This is a genomic window from Streptomyces sp. SID5910, assembly GCF_009862125.1.
Lineage (GTDB): Bacteria > Actinomycetota > Actinomycetes > Streptomycetales > Streptomycetaceae > Streptomyces.
In genome coordinates this window covers 38,707-54,745 of the sequence record NZ_WWHX01000121.1, presented here as the reverse complement: position 1 = coordinate 54,745, position 16,039 = coordinate 38,707, and the positions used below count along the sequence as shown (strand labels likewise).

21 protein-coding genes are annotated in these 16,039 nt (G+C 71.9%); 10 read left to right on the top strand and 11 right to left on the bottom strand.

Going from position 1 to position 16,039, the window contains the following annotated elements; translation table 11 throughout:
* The 3 genes from GTW67_RS04475 to GTW67_RS04465 form a co-directional block, all read left to right on the top strand.
* Positions 1 to 866: replicative DNA helicase (locus GTW67_RS04475; protein WP_161163485.1), on the top strand; the 866-nt coding region annotated here is incomplete at its 5' end.
* A gap of 115 nt (positions 867 to 981) precedes the next feature.
* Entirely contained in the window at positions 982 to 1,317 is a 336-nt protein-coding gene (locus GTW67_RS04470) for a hypothetical protein (RefSeq protein ID WP_161163422.1), read from the top strand.
* 1,216 nt (positions 1,318 to 2,533) lie between these two features.
* Positions 2,534 to 3,274 carry a hypothetical protein gene (locus tag GTW67_RS04465; protein WP_161163484.1) on the top strand — a complete coding sequence of 247 codons (741 nt, stop codon included), beginning with the start codon at positions 2,534 to 2,536 and terminating at the stop codon, positions 3,272 to 3,274.
* A 31-nt stretch (positions 3,275 to 3,305) separates the two neighbouring features.
* Here GTW67_RS04465 and GTW67_RS04460 read toward each other — a convergent pair whose 3' ends face one another.
* Positions 3,306 to 3,752, bottom strand: a complete 447-nt coding sequence (locus GTW67_RS04460) for a hypothetical protein (protein ID WP_161163483.1) — start codon at positions 3,750 to 3,752, stop codon at positions 3,306 to 3,308.
* Positions 3,753 to 3,821: 69 nt separating this feature from the next.
* Here GTW67_RS04460 and GTW67_RS04455 point away from each other — a divergent pair, with 69 nt between their 5' ends.
* Complete coding sequence (locus tag GTW67_RS04455; protein WP_161163482.1) at positions 3,822 to 4,181, top strand: hypothetical protein; 360 nt, start codon at positions 3,822 to 3,824, stop codon at positions 4,179 to 4,181.
* 49 nt (positions 4,182 to 4,230) lie between these two features.
* On the opposite strand, the gene GTW67_RS04450 is transcribed toward GTW67_RS04455, so the two are convergent.
* From GTW67_RS04450 to GTW67_RS04410, 9 genes are all read right to left on the bottom strand, one after another.
* Positions 4,231 to 4,500, bottom strand: a complete 270-nt coding sequence (locus GTW67_RS04450; RefSeq protein ID WP_237518653.1) for a hypothetical protein — start codon at positions 4,498 to 4,500, stop codon at positions 4,231 to 4,233.
* Positions 4,501 to 4,585: 85 nt separating this feature from the next.
* Positions 4,586 to 5,137, bottom strand: coding sequence for a hypothetical protein (locus GTW67_RS04445; protein WP_161163480.1), 552 nt, complete (start codon positions 5,135 to 5,137; stop codon positions 4,586 to 4,588).
* A gap of 41 nt (positions 5,138 to 5,178) precedes the next feature.
* Entirely contained in the window at positions 5,179 to 5,901 is a 723-nt protein-coding gene (locus GTW67_RS04440; protein WP_161163479.1) for an NUDIX domain-containing protein, read from the bottom strand.
* 87 nt (positions 5,902 to 5,988) lie between these two features.
* On the bottom strand, positions 5,989 to 6,336 hold the full coding sequence (locus GTW67_RS04435; protein WP_161163478.1) for a hypothetical protein: 348 nt from the start codon (positions 6,334 to 6,336) through the stop codon (positions 5,989 to 5,991).
* Positions 6,333 to 6,854, bottom strand: coding sequence for a nucleoside 2-deoxyribosyltransferase domain-containing protein (locus GTW67_RS04430; protein ID WP_161163477.1), 522 nt, complete (start codon positions 6,852 to 6,854; stop codon positions 6,333 to 6,335). Before GTW67_RS04430 ends, GTW67_RS04435 begins: the two co-directional genes overlap by 4 nt.
* Positions 6,851 to 7,231, bottom strand: coding sequence for an HIT family protein (locus GTW67_RS04425; protein ID WP_346010557.1), 381 nt, complete (start codon positions 7,229 to 7,231; stop codon positions 6,851 to 6,853). The genes GTW67_RS04430 and GTW67_RS04425 overlap by 4 nt, the downstream gene beginning before the upstream one ends.
* A 180-nt stretch (positions 7,232 to 7,411) precedes the next feature.
* Positions 7,412 to 8,677: a tyrosine-type recombinase/integrase gene (locus GTW67_RS04420; protein WP_161163476.1), complete on the bottom strand. Its 1,266-nt coding sequence runs from the start codon at positions 8,675 to 8,677 to the stop codon at positions 7,412 to 7,414.
* Positions 8,678 to 8,834: 157 nt separating this feature from the next.
* Positions 8,835 to 9,143: a hypothetical protein gene (locus tag GTW67_RS04415; protein ID WP_161163475.1), complete on the bottom strand. Its 309-nt coding sequence runs from the start codon at positions 9,141 to 9,143 to the stop codon at positions 8,835 to 8,837.
* The gene (locus GTW67_RS04410; RefSeq protein WP_161163474.1) at positions 9,140 to 10,069 is read right to left on the bottom strand and encodes a ParA family protein; all 930 of its coding nucleotides are present in this window, start codon (positions 10,067 to 10,069) and stop codon (positions 9,140 to 9,142) included. The genes GTW67_RS04415 and GTW67_RS04410 overlap by 4 nt, the downstream gene beginning before the upstream one ends.
* A 316-nt stretch (positions 10,070 to 10,385) precedes the next feature.
* Here GTW67_RS04410 and GTW67_RS04405 point away from each other — a divergent pair, with 316 nt between their 5' ends.
* The 5 genes from GTW67_RS04405 (at position 10,386) to GTW67_RS04385 (ending at position 14,017) form a co-directional block, all read left to right on the top strand.
* Positions 10,386 to 11,021 (top strand): hypothetical protein, encoded by a 636-nt coding sequence (locus GTW67_RS04405; protein WP_161163473.1) that lies wholly within the window; start codon positions 10,386 to 10,388, stop codon positions 11,019 to 11,021.
* 600 nt (positions 11,022 to 11,621) lie between these two features.
* Complete coding sequence (locus tag GTW67_RS04400) at positions 11,622 to 12,674, top strand: hypothetical protein (protein WP_161163472.1); 1,053 nt, start codon at positions 11,622 to 11,624, stop codon at positions 12,672 to 12,674.
* A complete protein-coding gene (locus GTW67_RS04395) occupies positions 12,674 to 12,883 on the top strand; it encodes a hypothetical protein (protein WP_161163471.1) in 210 nt (69 codons plus the stop codon). Before GTW67_RS04400 ends, GTW67_RS04395 begins: the two co-directional genes overlap by 1 nt.
* A 208-nt stretch (positions 12,884 to 13,091) precedes the next feature.
* Positions 13,092 to 13,319 carry a hypothetical protein gene (locus tag GTW67_RS04390; RefSeq protein WP_161163470.1) on the top strand — a complete coding sequence of 76 codons (228 nt, stop codon included), beginning with the start codon at positions 13,092 to 13,094 and terminating at the stop codon, positions 13,317 to 13,319.
* 2 nt (positions 13,320 to 13,321) lie between these two features.
* Positions 13,322 to 14,017, top strand: coding sequence for a hypothetical protein (locus tag GTW67_RS04385; protein ID WP_161163469.1), 696 nt, complete (start codon positions 13,322 to 13,324; stop codon positions 14,015 to 14,017).
* A 109-nt stretch (positions 14,018 to 14,126) separates the two neighbouring features.
* On the opposite strand, the gene GTW67_RS04380 is transcribed toward GTW67_RS04385, so the two are convergent.
* Positions 14,127 to 14,483: a hypothetical protein gene (locus GTW67_RS04380; protein ID WP_161163468.1), complete on the bottom strand. Its 357-nt coding sequence runs from the start codon at positions 14,481 to 14,483 to the stop codon at positions 14,127 to 14,129.
* Between the two features lie 325 nt (positions 14,484 to 14,808).
* Here GTW67_RS04380 and GTW67_RS04375 point away from each other — a divergent pair, with 325 nt between their 5' ends.
* A complete protein-coding gene (locus GTW67_RS04375; RefSeq protein WP_161163467.1) occupies positions 14,809 to 15,654 on the top strand; it encodes a replication-relaxation family protein in 846 nt (281 codons plus the stop codon).
* Positions 15,655 to 16,039: the final 385 nt, after the last annotated feature.

Below are 16,039 nucleotides of genomic sequence, written 5' to 3'. Positions count from 1 at the left end.
TCCGCGAGGACGTGCCCGACTTCTGGGACCAGCTCGACGCCCGGATGAAGGGCACCGGCAAGATGACCGGCATCCCCACGGGCTTCCTCGACCTGGACGCGATGACCAACGGTCTGCAGCCCGGCCAGCTCATCGTCATCGGCGCCCGCCCGGCCATGGGTAAGTCGACCCTCGCCCTGGACATCGCCCGCTCCGCCTCGATCAAGCACGGCCTGACCTCGGCGTTCTTCTCCCTGGAGATGGGCCGCGCCGAGATCACCCAGCGCCTCTACAGCGCCGAGTCGCGGGTGGCGCTGCACCACATCCGGGCCGGGTCGGTCACCGAGGAGGACCTGGACCGGATGGCGAAGCGCACGCCCGACATCGAGGGCGCCCCGCTGATCGTGGACGACTCCCCGAACCTGTCGCTCACCGAGATCCGCTCGCGGGCCCGGCGCATCAAGCAGGCCAAGGGCGGCCTCGACCTGCTGATCGTGGACTACCTCCAGCTCATGCAGTCCGGCACCGCCGGCCGTCGCCAGGAGAACCGTCAGCAGGAGGTCTCCGACATGTCCCGCAACCTCAAGCTGCTGGCCAAGGAGCTGGAGATCCCGGTCATCGCCCTGTCCCAGCTCAACCGCGGCCCCGAGCAGCGCACCGACAAGCGCCCGCAGATCAGCGAGTTGCGCGAGTCCGGCTCGATCGAGCAGGACGCGGACATGGTGATCCTGCTGCACCGCGAGGACGCGTACGAGAAGGAGTCGGCCCGTGCGGGGGAGGCCGACCTGATCGTGGCCAAGCACCGCAACGGGCCGACGTCCACCGTCACGGTCGCCTTCCAGGGCCACTACTCGCGGTTCGTCGACATGGCGGCCGACGTTTCCTGACCGAAAATCGAACCTGCGTACGAATCAAAGCGGGATGTTCGTGAGGAACCGGCGGCCCGAGGACTTCGGGTCCGTCGGCATGTGAGGGTTCAGGACCGACATGAAGGAGGGGCACGTGGCTGAGGAGCCGGAGTTCTCGACGACGGTGCGGCACACGAAGACGGCGGCGGACGTCGTGCTGGTGCCGGGGGAGGTCGTGGACGACGCGAGGCTGTCGCTGGCCGACCTGGGCCTGTACGTGAAGTTCACCCAGTGGTCCGGTCGCCTCGCCGAGGTCGACCTGGACCAGATGGTGACCGGCCTGCTGGATCTCCCGTTCGGCGACCGGGTCGACGTCGACGAGGCGGGCCTGCGTGCCGGGTTCCAGCGGCTGATCGACGCGGGCCTCCTGCAGGTGCGTACGGCCAGGGAGAAGGCGGCCCAGGACCGGAAGGACCACGGCCAGTTCTAGGCCGCGACGTTGTCCGCTCCGGCTGTCACTGTGACCCTCGTAGTCACACACCGGCTCCGCCCCCGGCACACCTCCGTGCCGGGGGCGCTGTCGTTCCCGCCCGGCGGCCGGCGGCGCCCCGGGAGCGGGGGGCCGGTGGACCGCTCGCCGGAAAAACGGCCATCGAAACGACCAGGGATGATGCGGCATCAGTGCAGGTCGTTTCGATGGCCGTTTTTCCGACCGACCTGGACGGATTTCCGACCGGACCCGTCGGAAAAAAAACGACGGCGCGTCGCTGACCTGGGGAAACGCGCTCCCCTAATAAGCCCCCCCAATAAGTTCTTCTCTCTCCCGCACCACCGGGCACACCGCTACCGGTGTCGGTGGCCCCGGCCGCGACGGACGGCGAGGAGAGAGACGCGGCTGCGCCGGAGGACCGCCGCCTCGTTGCTGCCGTCTTTGTCGGAGCCGCTGCCGCACAGCGGCCTCTCGGCTGGCGGGCCGTGCAAGCAGCTCGCCGCCCGCTGATCGTCCGCCGGCGGGCCGCGCCCAACCTGACTGCCCGGCTATTAACTGGCCCCTGCGCCCTCGATCCGGGTGTTGGGTGCGGCTCGCACCGCACCCAACACCCCAGGTCAGGAGACCTTTCGGAGCCATTCCGGCGTAAATGATCTTGACCCCCTCGCGTTGCTGGCCAAGGTTGTGAGGCCGCCCCGGGACGGCGGAAAGCCGGGAAACCGCTGGTCAGGTGCGTGACAACACCGGCCGGTAATGAGCGCAAGGGCCTGTTAATAGCCCTTAGTAGGGGGCTCGGCCCCGTCACCCATTCGGGTGACGGGGCCTCGCTGTGGGGCGTCCCTGGGGAAGTAAGTGCAGGTCAAGGCATGAAAGGAGCCCTACGGGCACGACCTTCCAAGCCCCATCGGCTGCGCCGATGACTACAGACGCGCTTCGCGCGGCGACTTACAAGAGCGGGGCGGATCAAGCTCTGAGCGGCCCTGTGCGGCTCTCAGAGCTTGATCCGCACTCCCCGACGCCGGGGCGGAGATCGGCGCTCCTGTCCCCCTTCACGCCTCATCTCGGGCCTGTTCCGCATGATCGCCCGGACTGGGGGCGTGGACGTCCGGCCAGGTCAGGGCATCGTTTGGGCTAGATCATCCGCATATGTGACCTTCAACGGTTGAACGGCTCCCTGGTTCGCGGGCGCGGTGCGGCCGGTGGCAGGCTGCCCGCCATGGCGAAGCCCGACTACGAGACCCGTGAGCAGCGACTGCAGGAAGCCGAGGCGCTGCTGCTGGCGCGGTACAGCGGCGGCCGCGACTGGATCGACCCGGTCCGCGTGATGCACGCCGTGCGGGCGGCCGCCGACGGATACGGCGTCCTCGACGACGGGGAGCAGGCGGAGGTGCCGGCCGACGACGTCCTGGCCGCGCTCACCCAGCTCGACGAGGCGCGGGCGGCGCTGGACACCCTGGAACGCGACCTCACCCGGGCCGCCCGCAAGCGCGGGGCCTCCTGGCAGCAGGTCGCCGACTCCCTCGGGCTCGCCACCCGCTCCAGCGCCGAGAGCCGGTACGTACGGCTGCAGCGCGACGCCGCCACCTACCGCGGCGACCGCTACCCCGAGCGCCAGCGCGCCGAGCGGGCCCGCGACCGGGCCGGTGCCGCCTGGAGCCGCGAGAACGAAGCGCGGCTGCGCGCGGCCGTGTGGTCCCTGGCCTGCCTCGACGACGAGTGGGAGCAGCTGGCCCGTACCGCGCCCGCCGAGAGGCTGGCTGGCTGGCACCGCGAACTCGACGGTCCCGGCCTCGCCGCCCGGCTCTCCAAGCTGCGCCTCGTCTTCGACTCCTACGGCGCCGAGCTGCCCGTCGGCACCCCGGCGGCCGCCGCCTGCAACGAGGTCCTGGCGCTCCTGGCCGAACTGCGCGCCGCCCGCCACGGCACGAGCTCCGCAGCCGAGGAATGGACCCATTGAGCCCAACGGGTCCAACCCCTGTTGACCTGGGCTAGAGGATGCCGCCTTGGATACGGAGCCGCCGGGTCTGGGCGAGGGCGATGTTCAGCGCGGAGCTGAGCTGGTCGGCCTCCTCGCCAGTGAGGTCGGCCTGCTTCTCGGCGCGGCGCAGCCGGTCCTCCAGCAGCGCGCCGCGCAGGGCCGACGAGGCGCCCTCGGGCATCCCGGCGCTGAACGCCACGACCGTGCCGTAGAAGCCGTGCATCAAGTCGTCCGTGCTCTGCTCGCCGTCCGGGTCGCTGGGAACGGAGGTGAGGGTGCGGGCGAGGATCTCGGCGGCCGCAAGCAGGCGTCCGGCCGCGATGGCGGGGCGCTCCAGGGCTCCGCCTCCCTCGGGGTCGATGCGGAGCGCCCGCAACGCGCTGTCGATCATCTGGGCGGCGCCGGGCCGCTCCGGTGCCTCGTCGGCCGCGTCGAGGGTGTCGTCCTGGTGCGTCATGGGCGCCACCGTAACGGCCCCCTCCGGGCCGGTCGGGCAGGTTCGCGGTTCGCGGACGGAGGGTGCTATGTGCGCCATGTTCCGGGGTTCCGCCCGCCGACGTCCGGCCGGGCGGGCAAGATCGGCGGCATGGAGGCGAACGGGGACGACCAGGTGCTGCGCGAGCTCGACGAGATCGGCCGTCAGCGCACCCAGCACTACGAGGCGGGGCTCCGGCTGACCGCCCGGGCCCGGGAGGCGACGGCGCGGGCGGTGGAGGCCGGCGTCTCCCCGCAGGAGATCAGCGAGCGGACCGGCTACCAGACGCGCACGGTCGAGAAGTGGGAGGCCCGGGTCGAGCGCGCCCAGAAGCGCGGCCTGCTGACGGCCCTGCTCGACCGCTGGCGCTCTCGCGGCCGGAGCCGGACGGACACGGCCGTCGGATCGTGAGGGCGGGCGGTGCGCCCGGCCCAACCACGGCGGCGCACCGCCCCGCTCCTCACTCGCCGCTCGCCCCGTCCAACGCGCCGCCGGCGCCCGGATCGCCGGCGAGCTGCTCGTGCTCCTGGTCCTCGTCCTCGCAGCCGCCGTCGGCGGGCCAGCTCCCGAACGGTCCGGACAGGCCGGGACCGACGGCGCCGAGCAGGGCGGCGCCGCCCTTGAGCCGGTGGTAGGCACGGATCACAGCACAGTTCTCCTCGTCGACGCGGTGGTACGCCGCCATGGTGACCGGTCCCGTGGGCCGGGCGGCGGGATTCGGCCCGGGCACGCCGAGGCCCCGTCCGCGATTCACGGACGGGGCCAGGGTTGAGCCTGTTGGGTCCAACGGGTCTGACCGGTTCTGACGTGCTCCGTTAGTTCAGACCGAGCAGACGCTGCAGGAGCGTGCGGCGCGGCCGCCGGGCGGGCTGGCGGGGCTCGGGCCGCCAGTCGCGGATCCGGTACTCGGGGTGCAGGTTGTGCGGCTGGAGGCCGGGCGGCAGGCCCTCGTACGGGATGAACAGGCACTCGTCGACGCTGAGCGGACCCTCGCGGTCGAGGTCGGCCAGGTCGTAGTGGACGGTGGCCCGCAACGGCCGGTCCTGCGTCGCCCTGCGGTGCCGGCGGTGAGGCGGGCGCAGCGCGCATTCCACGCCGATCCGGCTCAGCGCCGCGTCCAGGATGGTCCTGGCCTCCAGGACGGTGTTCGCCGCGAGCTCGGTGTACGAGCCTTCGGCGCACTGACGGGGAGAGACGGGCCCTTCGTCTTCGAGGTCGGGCAGGACGAGGAAGATCCTCATGCGCAGCGGACGGGTGGTCTCGTCGGCGTCGGGGCGGGCCTGCAGAGCGGTGTCGATCTCCCCGGCCGCCCGGCCGATGATCTCCTGGGCCGCGCCGACGGTACCGGCGGTGAGCTTCTGGTACACGCAGTCCCCTCCTTGGGGCGTCACGGTAGAGCTGGGGCGTGTCAGCCCTGGTCGAGGTGGTCGAGGGCGCGCTGGAGCAGGGGACGGTGGGCGGCGTAGAGGGTGCGTCCGGCGGCCGTGATCGCGGCGTCGAGTTCGCCGAGGGAGCCGAAGGGCCACCAGTTCACGTCGGCCGCGTCGTCGCCCGCGACGGCGGTCACCGGGGCGGGCAGCAGATACAAGGCGCTGAGGGATGCGACCCACGCATTGTCCGTGTTGCGCCAGTCGTCCACGACGCCCTTGCCGAGGATCACGGGGCGGTGGTCGGCCAGGTCGAGGCTGGTCTCCTCGCGCAGCTCCCGAACCAGTGCGCTCAGGGCGCTCTCGCCCGGATCGACCATGCCACCCGAGATGGCCTCCACGCCGATGTCGTCCCGGGTGATCAGCAGGAGCCGGCGGGCCCGGCCGGTGCCCGCGACCACGATCGGGTCGGCGGCGGCGTTCTCGCCCCACCGGCCCAAGTTGCGGCCGGCGCGGCCGGTGCGGCCCTGCGGGTGCAGGGGCCAGCCCCGCGCGTCGAGCTCGAACGGCACGAGCGCGGCGCCCCTGCGCTGCGGCCAGTCCGACACGTCGGTCGGCGTGGGGGCAGCCTCGGCCCAGTCGGGCACGTGGTGGGCCAGCGCCGACGGCCGCAGCTCGGGCGGCGTGATGTCCGTGGGCGTGTACTCCGGCCAGTTCACCGCCCAGGAGCGCCGTTCGGTGGGGATGGTCTCGGTGCGGGTCATGCGGTCCCCCAAGGGGTTGGAGTCGTTGGGTCTAACAGGTCTGATGGGCGGCGGCCTGGCATTTCGGCCGCCGCCCGTGAGGGTGGCTCAGAGCCAGTGGAAGACGCGGCGGATGTCGGAGGCCGCTCCGCCGAGGTTGTCGGCGTGCAGGCGGTCGTCGAAGTCGTAGGGGTCTTCGGCGGACGTCATCACCGAGTCGGCGGCGGCGTCGAGGACACCGGCGAACGCCTCGTCGATCTTCGCGGCCTTGAGGGCCTCGACGATCGCGTCCTGGTCGGCGCGGCCGCGCTTGATGGCGTCGGCGAGCAGGTTCAGCGCGGCGGCGGCGGCCGGGGCCAGGTCCGCGAGTTCGCCGATCCCTTCGGTGCCGGTGCGCTCGGCGGCGGTCTCGACGTGGGTGATCCGGGCGAGCTCGCTCGACGTCGTCTCGGTCACTTCGTCTCCTGGTGGCTCGGCAGTACGGGGGCGGTGGCGCCGTGGACGAGGGCGAGCGCGGCGGCCGCCGTGGCGGTCAGCGTGGTGCACACCGGGACGCCGTGACGGCGGGCCACGTAGATCAGGTACCTGTTCCGCTCGGGGTTGGGGCAGTCGGCCGGAACACCGAGGACCGCACGGCCAGTGCTGACGTCCAGGCCGAACTCGACGTTGGTCGTCATGCCCGGCATCGTCCGCATGTCGCGGGGGATCCAGAAGAGGATCGCCGCGGCGTGGGCGCGGGCCTCGGTCTCCCAGTCGACCTGGTGCTCGTAGCGCTCGGCCCGGACGCCGTCACGGGACTCGGGGGTCAGCACCGTCAGGGGCTGGTCGCCGGTCCACTGAGCAGCCAGGGCCTCGACGGCGGCGGGCCGCCAGGACGGGACCGGAGTGGCCTTGTCCGGCGTGGGGCCGGCCAGGAACACGGCCGGACCGGCGGGCAGGGGCTCACGGGCCATGACCAGGCTGACGGCGCTCATGCCGTAGCACCGGTGCGCGCGGCGCGGGCCTCGTGCTGCGGGGTCCACGGCAGGGGCAGGTCGTCGCCGTCCCGCCGGGGGACGATGTGGACGTGCAGGTGGAAGACGGACTGCGTCGCCTCGACACCCTTGCTCGTGATGAGGTTCGCGGCGGGCAGCTCGGCCATCAGCTCGGCCGCCCGGCGCATCACCGCGACGGTCACCTCGATGTCGGTGCCGGCGTCCTCGACGTGGACCCGCGGCAGGACGAAGACGTGGCCGTCGGTGCAGCCGCCGCTGCGGGGGCGGATCGCCACGGCGTCGTCCCACTCCCTCACGATCTCGGCCGGGGCCTCACCGGCGGCGATGGCGCAGAAGACGCACTTCTTGATCTTCACCACGGAACTCCCTGAGTGTCTCTGTGATGCGGGCCCGGTTGGCCCGACCCCTCAAGAATGCCAACTCTGAGTTGGCTATGTCAATACAAAGTTGGCCAACTCACTGTTGGCGAAATGTGGTCCGGGCGCAGAAACACCCCCGACCTGCGGCGATGGTCGGGGGTGTTAGGTCCAACAGGTCTAAAGCGGCGTGAAGTGCGCGGCGCGTTCCAGCGCCCGCAGGAGCTCCGGCTCCCACCCGGTGCGCGGGATGTCGAGCGCGAACAGCCCCGAGGAGCCGAGGGCGGCGAGCTGGACGCGGTGCTCGATGCCCTCCCGCCACGCCTCACGCAGCAGCTCGCGCGCCTGCCTGCGGTCCTTGCGCCCGGCGGTGGCGACCGTCTCGCTGTCCGGGAGCGCGGCCAGCCGCCGCCCGGCCTCCTCCAGCGCGGTCATGAACCGGGCGGCGCGCTCGGCGTCCGGCGACGGCGGCACCAGGTACAGCTCGGGTTCAGCTACGCCGCGGCGCAGCTGCTCCATCCGTACGGGCAGCGGCTCCCAGCCCTCGGTGCCCGCCAGGTCAAGGTTCACCCTGGCGACGGTGCTGGTGTAGCTGCGGGCCACGCCGCGCGGCTGCAGGGCGGTGCCGGCGGGCCGGTACTCCGGCTCGACGTCCTCGGCGACGGTGCCGCCGTGGTTGCCGCGCACCGAGACCCACAGCCAGTCGGCGCCGCCGGTCATCTCGGTCATCAGCAGGCGGCGGACCAGGAGCCAGTGCTGCAGGGCGGCCCGGGTCGCGCGGCGCAGCGGGTAGACCTCGACGACGTCGGGCGTGCCCGGGCGGGCGTTCTGCGGCCGGCGCCGCACCCGGATCTCCTCCAGGGTGGGGGAGAGGTCCTCCAGGCGCAGCGCGCACAGCTCGCCGACCCGGGCGCCGGTGTCCAGGACGACCGAGGCCATGGCGAGCATCCGCACCCGCAGCGGGTACTTCCCGGTGAGCAGGCCGCGCTCGACGGTCCAGCCGGTACCCGTGCCGATGACGTCGGAGAGGGTCTGCAGGCTGGTGCGCAGTCGTTCGCGCCGGGAGACGTCGACCGGTTCCTTGCCGGGCAGCTGTTCCAGCTGGCGCAGGTGGAAGACCTCCAGGCCGAGCTCGCGCTGCAGGAGCACCATCACCCCGGAGCGCACCATCGCGGTCGCCTCGCTCGTGGGCCGATTCTCGCCCCGGTCGCGCAGTTCCCCGACCAGGGCCAGGCGCTCGTACCGCTGGAGCGATTCGCGGGCGAGGACGTCGGCCAGGTCGTCGGCGACGGTCAGCGGGTGGTCGGGGTGCTGGAGGGCGCGGACCAGCTCGCGGGCGTGGGCGCGGATCTGCCGGCAGCGGGCCTCGGAGGGCGCTTGCTCGCACACGGCGTCCACGGCCTCCTGGAGCTCGGGCAGCTCCTCCAGGACGTCGGGCTTCTTCATGCTGGGCACGGTAGCCATGTCCGGACAGCCGTACCGGCCGAACGAGGAATTAGACCCATTAGAACCAACAACCCCAACCGTTGCTGACGTGCGTTCCCCGGAACGCGACTGGCCCCGCCGGAGTCCGGCGGGGCCAGTCAGGGAGGCGGGGGCGGTCCTACTTCAGCCCGGGCGGCCCCGTCTTCAGGTTGCGCTGACGGCGCTGCTTGAACGGCTGGCCGTTGTTGTACGTCAGCTCGTCCCGCTCGATCCGCTCCAGGACGGCCTGCTCCACGTACGCGGACAGCGACACCGGGATGTCGGCGTCATCGTCGTCGAGCTTCTGCAGTGCGACCACCGCGTTCCGCAGCCGGTTCAGCGCCTCACCGGTCATGTAGGCCGGCACCTTCTCCTTCTTGCCCTCGGTCGGGATGGGACCGAGCCGTTTGCCGAGGATGCCGTTGTTGGCGAACGGGGTGCTGCTCACTGGCTGAGCTCCTTCGGGGGAAGCAGGAGACGGGCGAACTGCTCGAAGTCGGAGGCGGTCGTGCCCGTCGGGTCGACCTCGCGGATCGGCTGGTTCTTCTTCGCCGCGATGGCGCCGTTCTTGCTGCGCCGCAGCGGCACGATGATCGATTCGGGGTACTGCTCCCGGACCGTCAGCGCGAGATCGCGCGTGTAGTCGATCCGGTGCCAGGCCGTCAGCATCACGGCCCGCACGGTCAGGCCGGGGTGCGCTTCCTGGGCGGCCCGGACGGTCTCCAGCGTCTCCGGCAGGCTGTACTCGTCGACGCCCGAGACCTGCAGCGGCACGAGCATCTCGTCGGCCGCGGCCACCGCGTACGACGAGAGCTTCCCCAGGCTTCCGGGGCAGTCGAGGATCTCGATGTCGACGGGCGCCGCCGACTTGGCGATGGCCAGCCGGAGCCGCGCCTCCTGCTGGATACGGCCGTCGAGCTCGACGATGCCGCAGTCCGCGTACGAGGGAACCAGGTAGAGGTTCTCGTACCGCGTGCGGTAGGTGGCGTTGTCCAGCCCGGCCTTGTTGTACATGACCTGCTTGAGCGTGATGCGCTGCTCGATCTCGGTGGGCACGTCGTCGCCGAGAATGGGCGGCATGATCGCCGTCAGGCCGGCGTTCTGCGGGTCGCCGTCGATCAGACGGACCGTGTAGCCCATGGCCACGAAGGCGCACGCCAGCTCGATGCTGGACGTCGTCTTCCCGGCGCCGCCCTTCTGGTTGAAGATCACGTATGTCCGCTTGCCGGTGAGGGCGGGCGGGACGACCGGGATGTGCTCGGGAACCAGGATCTGCGGGCGAAGGCCGGGGTACGGACCCTCCGGTGCCCACTGGCGCACGATCTCCTGCGCGTGAGCCAGCTTGGGCAGCGGCTCCAGAACCGTCAGGGACATGTACCTCTCCTCATCGCCATCAGACCTCTCTGCCTCCCCGTGGGAACTGCGTCGTCGCCCGACCGTACCGCCTGTGCACGGCCCGTACGCGCACCGCGCACCGATCCGCTCGAACGGGGAAAACAGCAGGCCAGGGCGCTGCTCTCAACGTGGTTAACCCCGTTGGGTCCAACAGGGCTGACCGCCCTGGCCTCTTGACCAGCGCGAACCGCCCGGCCCACGCGGTGAGACCTCGCGCCCGCGCGCACGTGGGTCTGTCGCACAACGCGCGATAAGGACGCGACGGTAGCCAGTCGCGTCCGTACGGTCCGCCGGCATGAGAACGAACAACCGCCGCCCGGGCCGCCCGTCACTGCTGACCCCGGAGCGCGTCGACGCCGTCGTCAGGGCCTCCGCCGTCGGGGCCGCCACCTCCCTCGCCGCCGAGGCCGCCGGAGTTTCCCGGGCCACCCTCGCCCGGTGGATGGGCCGCGGCCGCGACGCCGCCGAGGCCCGTGAGGACGGAGAACCCGCCGACCCGCGCGACGACGCGTACGTGGACCTGTTCCATCGGGTGGAGCGCGCCCGGGCACGGATGGCCACCCAGGCGCTCACCCGGGTTCTGCAGGCCGGGGCCGGGAGCCTCGTCCTAGAAGAACGCGTGCGCACTTACACCGACCCAGTCACCGGTCTCGACGTCGAGGAACGCCAGACGCGCTACCTCCGGCCGGACTGGCGCGCGGCCGCCTGGTGGCTCGCCCGGGTCTTCCCTGAGCACTACGGGCCGAACGCCAAGAGCTTCGACCAGGTTCTCGACGAGTTCACCGCCCAGGAGCTCCACGACGAACACGACCGCGCCGAGTCCACCGAATTCGCCGGCCTCGCTGAACGCCTCCAGCTCGCCCTCGCCCAGACCGCCCCCGACACTCCGCCCACCGAACTCCCCGCACCCCCTCCGTCCTCCTTCGCCTGATACTCCCGACTCCCCGTCACACCAGTCCCACCCGCCCCGAATTTGTTGTCTTCTGCTCTCTTTCGCCATTCCCCGTACTTCCACGCTGTCCCGCACACCCGCTCCGACCTTCCTGACCAACTGAGATGTGCCCACCCACTCTCTGAGGGACGAGGGGAGTGGGTGGGCACATGTCTGGGGGGCAGGAGGCGCAGGTCGGAGCGGGTGTGCGGGACAGCGCCGTTCACACCCTGGTCTACAGGTGGGTTTACACCCTGGGCGGGCGCCGGGAGTTGTCCGCCGGCGAACTCCCGGGGTTTCCCCGCCGTCCTCTTTCGGGCGGATCTCGCGCGTTCCGTGCCCCGCTGTCGGTGGTGGGCGGTACCGTGCTGAGCACGGCCCACGCACGGGCCCAAGCCAAGCCTCAGCCCATGACTGGGAGCCATCTGAGGCGGAGGTGCCAGGACCTCGAGTAATCGGGATCCCAGCGCATCAGTGCGGAGCACCAACCGAGTTCGCCTCCACGAACCACCACTTCCGTATGCCCGCAGTCGAGTCCTTCTCGGAGCGCGCATCGGGTCATGGGTAACCGCTGCACCGCTCCACGAGACGGAGACCGCTGTGGTCAAGAATCACGGGAAGAAGTCGCGCGCCAAGAAGAAGGCGCAGCGCACCGGGGCCTCGCACGCGTCCGCGGCCGCCGGAACTCTCCACACGCACACGCCGCTGCCGGACATGGCCGCCCTCGGGGAACTCCCGTACGCCGCTGGCCGGGAACTCGACACCGAACTCGCCGCGCGCCTGGTGGCCGCGTGCCGGGCGGGCTGCAAGCCGTGCCAGAAGTCGCTGGCGGAGAAACTCCGCACCGAACACCGGCCGACGCTGGCCGCGCTGGCGGGGGCCGTCTACGGGGAGCTCGCGGGCATCGGGCCCGGCGCGTTCGCCTCGGACACCTCCCGGTCGTGGGCTCCGCTGGCCCGGGCGGCGAACGCCGGGAACGGTGACGGGGGCGCGGCTCTGGCCGCCGTCGAGGCAATGGACGACGCGGCCGCCTCCGACCTCCTGGAGGACGCGCTCGACCACTGGGCGATGGGCACCCCGCTGCCCGCCGACCTCGTCGACAAGCTGACGACGGCGCCGCCGAGGCAGCGGCCGGCCGACCCGATGGACACCTTCCGCGAGGCCGGGATCACGGTGGTCACGCTCGACGACCTCGACCTGGGCGACGACGTCGACACCTACGCCCTGGCCCCGGCGTACGGCGTGATGCTCATGCAGACGTCCACCCCCGAGGGCCAGACGATGCCGATGCTCCTGCTGTACCCGGAAGAGGAGGCCGCCGGGATCTTGGACCTGGAGGCCCGCACCGACTGGGAGCACTGGGGGCTGCACGGGATGCCGGACACGAACTCGCGGTGGCAGGTGCGCGCCCGGATCTCGGACCGTTCCCTGCAGGGCCTGGTCCACGTAGACGCCGGCGGCAAGGACGACATCGAGCTGTGGCGGGCCGCCGAGTCCGTGAGCGTGCCCGACGAGTGGTGGGACCTGCTCGACCGCGTCCGGCACATGCTGGTCGTCGGCCCGGTCGCCGAACCCGAGGCACCCGGGGCGATGGAGGCCGCGGGCGACGCGGGCGAGCTCCTGGCCGTCGTCGCGCGCGTGAGCTTCGTCTGATGGCCGCCCGTACCCGCCGCGAGCGGACCGAGCGCACCTACCTGCCCGGGGTCGCGGACATCCGGATCTGCGGCACCGAGGCGACCGTCCAGGCCGTCCTTGACGTCCTGGCCCGCGAGTTCCAGTCCACCAGCGCCCGGGAGTACGACGGCGGACAGCGCGCCTACCTCCAGCTCGACACGGGCTGCACCGACCCCGACACGGACTGAGCGCACCTCATTCCCGGTCGGAAAACACGCACTTGCCCAGCTCAGGGCATCGGGCCCCGGTGCTGTCCGGCGCGTACGGAGCTGTTCCCCAACGCTCCCGTCCGCGCCGGGCAGTGCCGGGGGAGCGGGGGTCTGGGGGACGGCGAAGTCCCCCAGCACCCACCGGTCCGAGCCCGAGACGCCTTGTCCGAGCAGAAAGCCGAACTCCGTGAGCAGCAGCACCGATCCGCTCATCCACATCGCCGACGTCGTCGAACGCGCCTGGCGCGCGACCGACCGGTCCGACGGCAGCACGGCCCTGGTCGTGCCCGTCGTCCTGGCCGACGGCAGCGGCGCCAACATCGTCCTGTCCGAGATCGTCGGCGCCCGCCTGTGGGGCGCCCTCGACGGCCGCGACCCCTCCCTCATCGACCCGCCCCCGACCACCAGGAGCTGACCATGCGTACCAACGACACCCACGAGTCCGCCACCGCGACGGACACCGCCCACCTGATGGCGGGCGCGCACATCACCTTCGACGAGCTGGCCACCGAGCTGTCGGCCATCGAGCTGAGGCTCCGGCAACTGGCCAGGGCCGCCGAGGTGCCGGCCACCCCGGTGGAGCTCGCCGACGTCATCGACTCCCTGCGCTCCACCGCCTCGTCCGTACGGGAGAACGGCGAGCGCATGAGCTTCCTCGCCCGCATCGTCGACGGCGAGGTACCGCTCGTCACCACCTTCCCCACCGGCGACCCCTGGGGCGTGGCCGCCCGGGCATCCGACCGGCAGGACTTCGGCGGCCCGGCGATCGTGCCGACCGTCTGGCAGCTCCTCAAGCTCGCGCAGGACGCCAAGCGCCCCGGCTGCGGCGCCACCACGACGTACCCGGAGGCGATGGACGGCATCGGGATCGGCTGGGAGTCCAAGGCCGCCTCCGCCCGGCGGCGCCGGGAGCGGGACGCCGCGGTCGCCGTCGAGGTCCTGCGCCTGCCGTGCGAGAAGTGCGAGGCCGCCGACGGCGAGCAGTGCAAGACGAAGACCGGCTGGGCCGCCGACCGTGCGCACGTCGGCCGCCAGCGGCAGGCCGAGGCGAACGTGGATGAGCGCCTGGGCTACCTCGGCGACAACCCGGTCGCGGTGCCCGAAGCCCGGTAGGCCCGCTGACAGACCCCCGGACAGACCCGCTCACGAAACCGCAGACGGGCCCCTGTGAGACCTGTTAGCCCCAACAGGTCCAATAAGGGCCCGTCGTCGTACGGGGCGCTCAGGGGGCCGTACGGATGCCCTGGAAGCCGGGGCCGAGGCCGCGCCGCCGTGGCCTGCGCGCGGCGGGCACGAACGCCGCGGCGGCGGGCGGCTCCGGCTGCGGGTCGTCGACGGCGATGCCCAGGAGCCGGCGGGCGTCGCCGGTCGCGGCCGCCACCGCGGCGAGGGCCTGCGCGAGCTCCGGCCCGGCGCCGCCCAGGGCCTCGGTTAGGGTGTCGATCGTGTCGAGGACGTCCTCGGCGGCCGCCGTGCTCCAGCCGCCCGGGCCGGTGAGGTCCGCGAGGTGGCAGGCGGTATCCGCCGCCCGCTCGGCGTGCTGCTCGACTCCGGGCGCGGCCCGTCCCCACGACTCCACTGGCTGACCGTCCCGATGCCGTTCCCGTTGAACTTCCCCAGCGGCGAGTGTCACACCGATCGACTTTTCGACACCCATAGGAGATAGAGGGACGCTCCGACCGGAGTCTCCCCGTGATCACTATGGGAGCACCGCCGTGTACGACAACACCAACGACGACCACGAGGACACTGCACGCGAGGGGGCCTGTCAGCCGCCCGCCGGCGGTGCCGCGTCCGGTGCCGGGACCGGTTCCACGCCCGTCTCCGGAGATGCCGACGAAACCGCAGGTCAGGAGCCGGTCAAGGGGGCCAGTTCGGAGCAGGACACCTCTATCCCTGCACTCGTGGAGACTCCTGCAGCTCCGAGGAAGCTCACTTCCACCGCCCAGACCCGGGGCCTCCTGATGCTGATGCTCTCCCGTGTCCGGATCGCCACCGCTGCGCAGCTCGCCTCCGTCATCACCCGCGAGGGCACCGGCGTCGGCTACATGCGCCGGGGCCTGCGGGACCTGCGGGCGCTCGGGTTCGTCGACTACGGGCGCCACAGCCGGGAGATGGTCTGGCACCTGACGACGCTGGGCCAGCGCACCGTGGCCGAAGGCGGCGACGTCGCCATGCGTCCGCACGCGGCGACGGGCGAGCGGGCCATCGCCGCCGGCCTCGCCCCGCACGGCCTGGCCGTCACCGACGTCATCGTCAAGTGGGGCGGCTCGCTCATCGACTGGGAGGTCGAGGTGGACCACACGATCGACAAGGTCCGCCGGGTCGTCTCCGACGCCGTGCTCTACCGGCCCTCCAGGGGAGCCGAGGTCGAGTTCCTGGAGATGGACCGCTTCACCATGTCGGTCTCCCGGCTCGCGATGAAACTGCGGGCCTACGAGGCGTACAGCCAGGCCACCTACTTCGAGGGCGAGCGCGGCACGATCGGCTCGACGAAGTCGCTGTGGCGTCAGCGCTACCCGGACAGCAGGCTGTTCCCCGTCGTGCGCGTGGTCCTCGGCGGCCGGGAGGACGTCGACGCGCTGGACCGGCGGACCGCGGCGCTGGAGCAGCGAATCCGCGGCATCCGGCTGCGGGTCGACGTCGCCGCGCTGCCCCGCCTGATGGAGACGCCCAGCAACAAGTGGGCCTGGCAGCCGATCGGCCTGACCGACGAGCAGGCGCAGGCCCACGCTCGCCGCGCCGCGTGACCACGCCCGGGCCGGTTCGTTGAACCCGGTGTCCACGTAAAAGTGCACGGCCGGGCCCGGGGTCTGTCATGGCGACGCCCCGGGCCCGCGCGCTCCGTACGCGGGTCGCGCCCCGGGTCGCATCCTGGATCGCGCCCTACATCGCGCCCCGCGTCTTCTCCTGCGTCGCGCCCCGGGTCGCATCGCTCCTACTCGGCGCGGGCCTTGAGCGCGGCCGTGACCTGCGTGTTCGGCGCGATTCTCTCCGACATCGTCCGCCGACTACTTACCTGCAGCGCCCTCTGTCCGGCGGATCGGCTCTCCGGCACGACCGTTTCACCACGCATCAGCCCCGGTCGGTCCTGTTGGGACTAACAGGACCGACCGGGGCTGAGACGTGCTGTCG

Excerpts from the sequence above, each read along its gene's own strand:
- GTW67_RS04460 (WP_161163483.1), bottom strand. The coding sequence starts at position 3,752 with ATGACGCACCAGGACGACACCCTCGACGCGGCCGACGAGGCACCGGAG.
- GTW67_RS04420 (WP_161163476.1), bottom strand. The coding sequence starts at position 8,677 with ATGAAGAAGCCCGACGTCCTGGAGGAGCTGCCCGAGCTCCAGGAGGCC.
- GTW67_RS04405 (WP_161163473.1), top strand. The coding sequence starts at position 10,386 with ATGAGAACGAACAACCGCCGCCCGGGCCGCCCGTCACTGCTGACCCCG.
- GTW67_RS04385 (WP_161163469.1), top strand. The coding sequence starts at position 13,322 with ATGCGTACCAACGACACCCACGAGTCCGCCACCGCGACGGACACCGCC.
- GTW67_RS04395 (WP_161163471.1), top strand. The coding sequence starts at position 12,674 with ATGGCCGCCCGTACCCGCCGCGAGCGGACCGAGCGCACCTACCTGCCC.
- GTW67_RS04410 (WP_161163474.1), bottom strand. The coding sequence starts at position 10,069 with ATGTCCCTGACGGTTCTGGAGCCGCTGCCCAAGCTGGCTCACGCGCAG.
- GTW67_RS04430 (WP_161163477.1), bottom strand. The coding sequence starts at position 6,854 with ATGAGCGCCGTCAGCCTGGTCATGGCCCGTGAGCCCCTGCCCGCCGGT.
- GTW67_RS04440 (WP_161163479.1), bottom strand. The coding sequence starts at position 5,901 with ATGACCCGCACCGAGACCATCCCCACCGAACGGCGCTCCTGGGCGGTG.
- GTW67_RS04465 (WP_161163484.1), top strand. The coding sequence starts at position 2,534 with ATGGCGAAGCCCGACTACGAGACCCGTGAGCAGCGACTGCAGGAAGCC.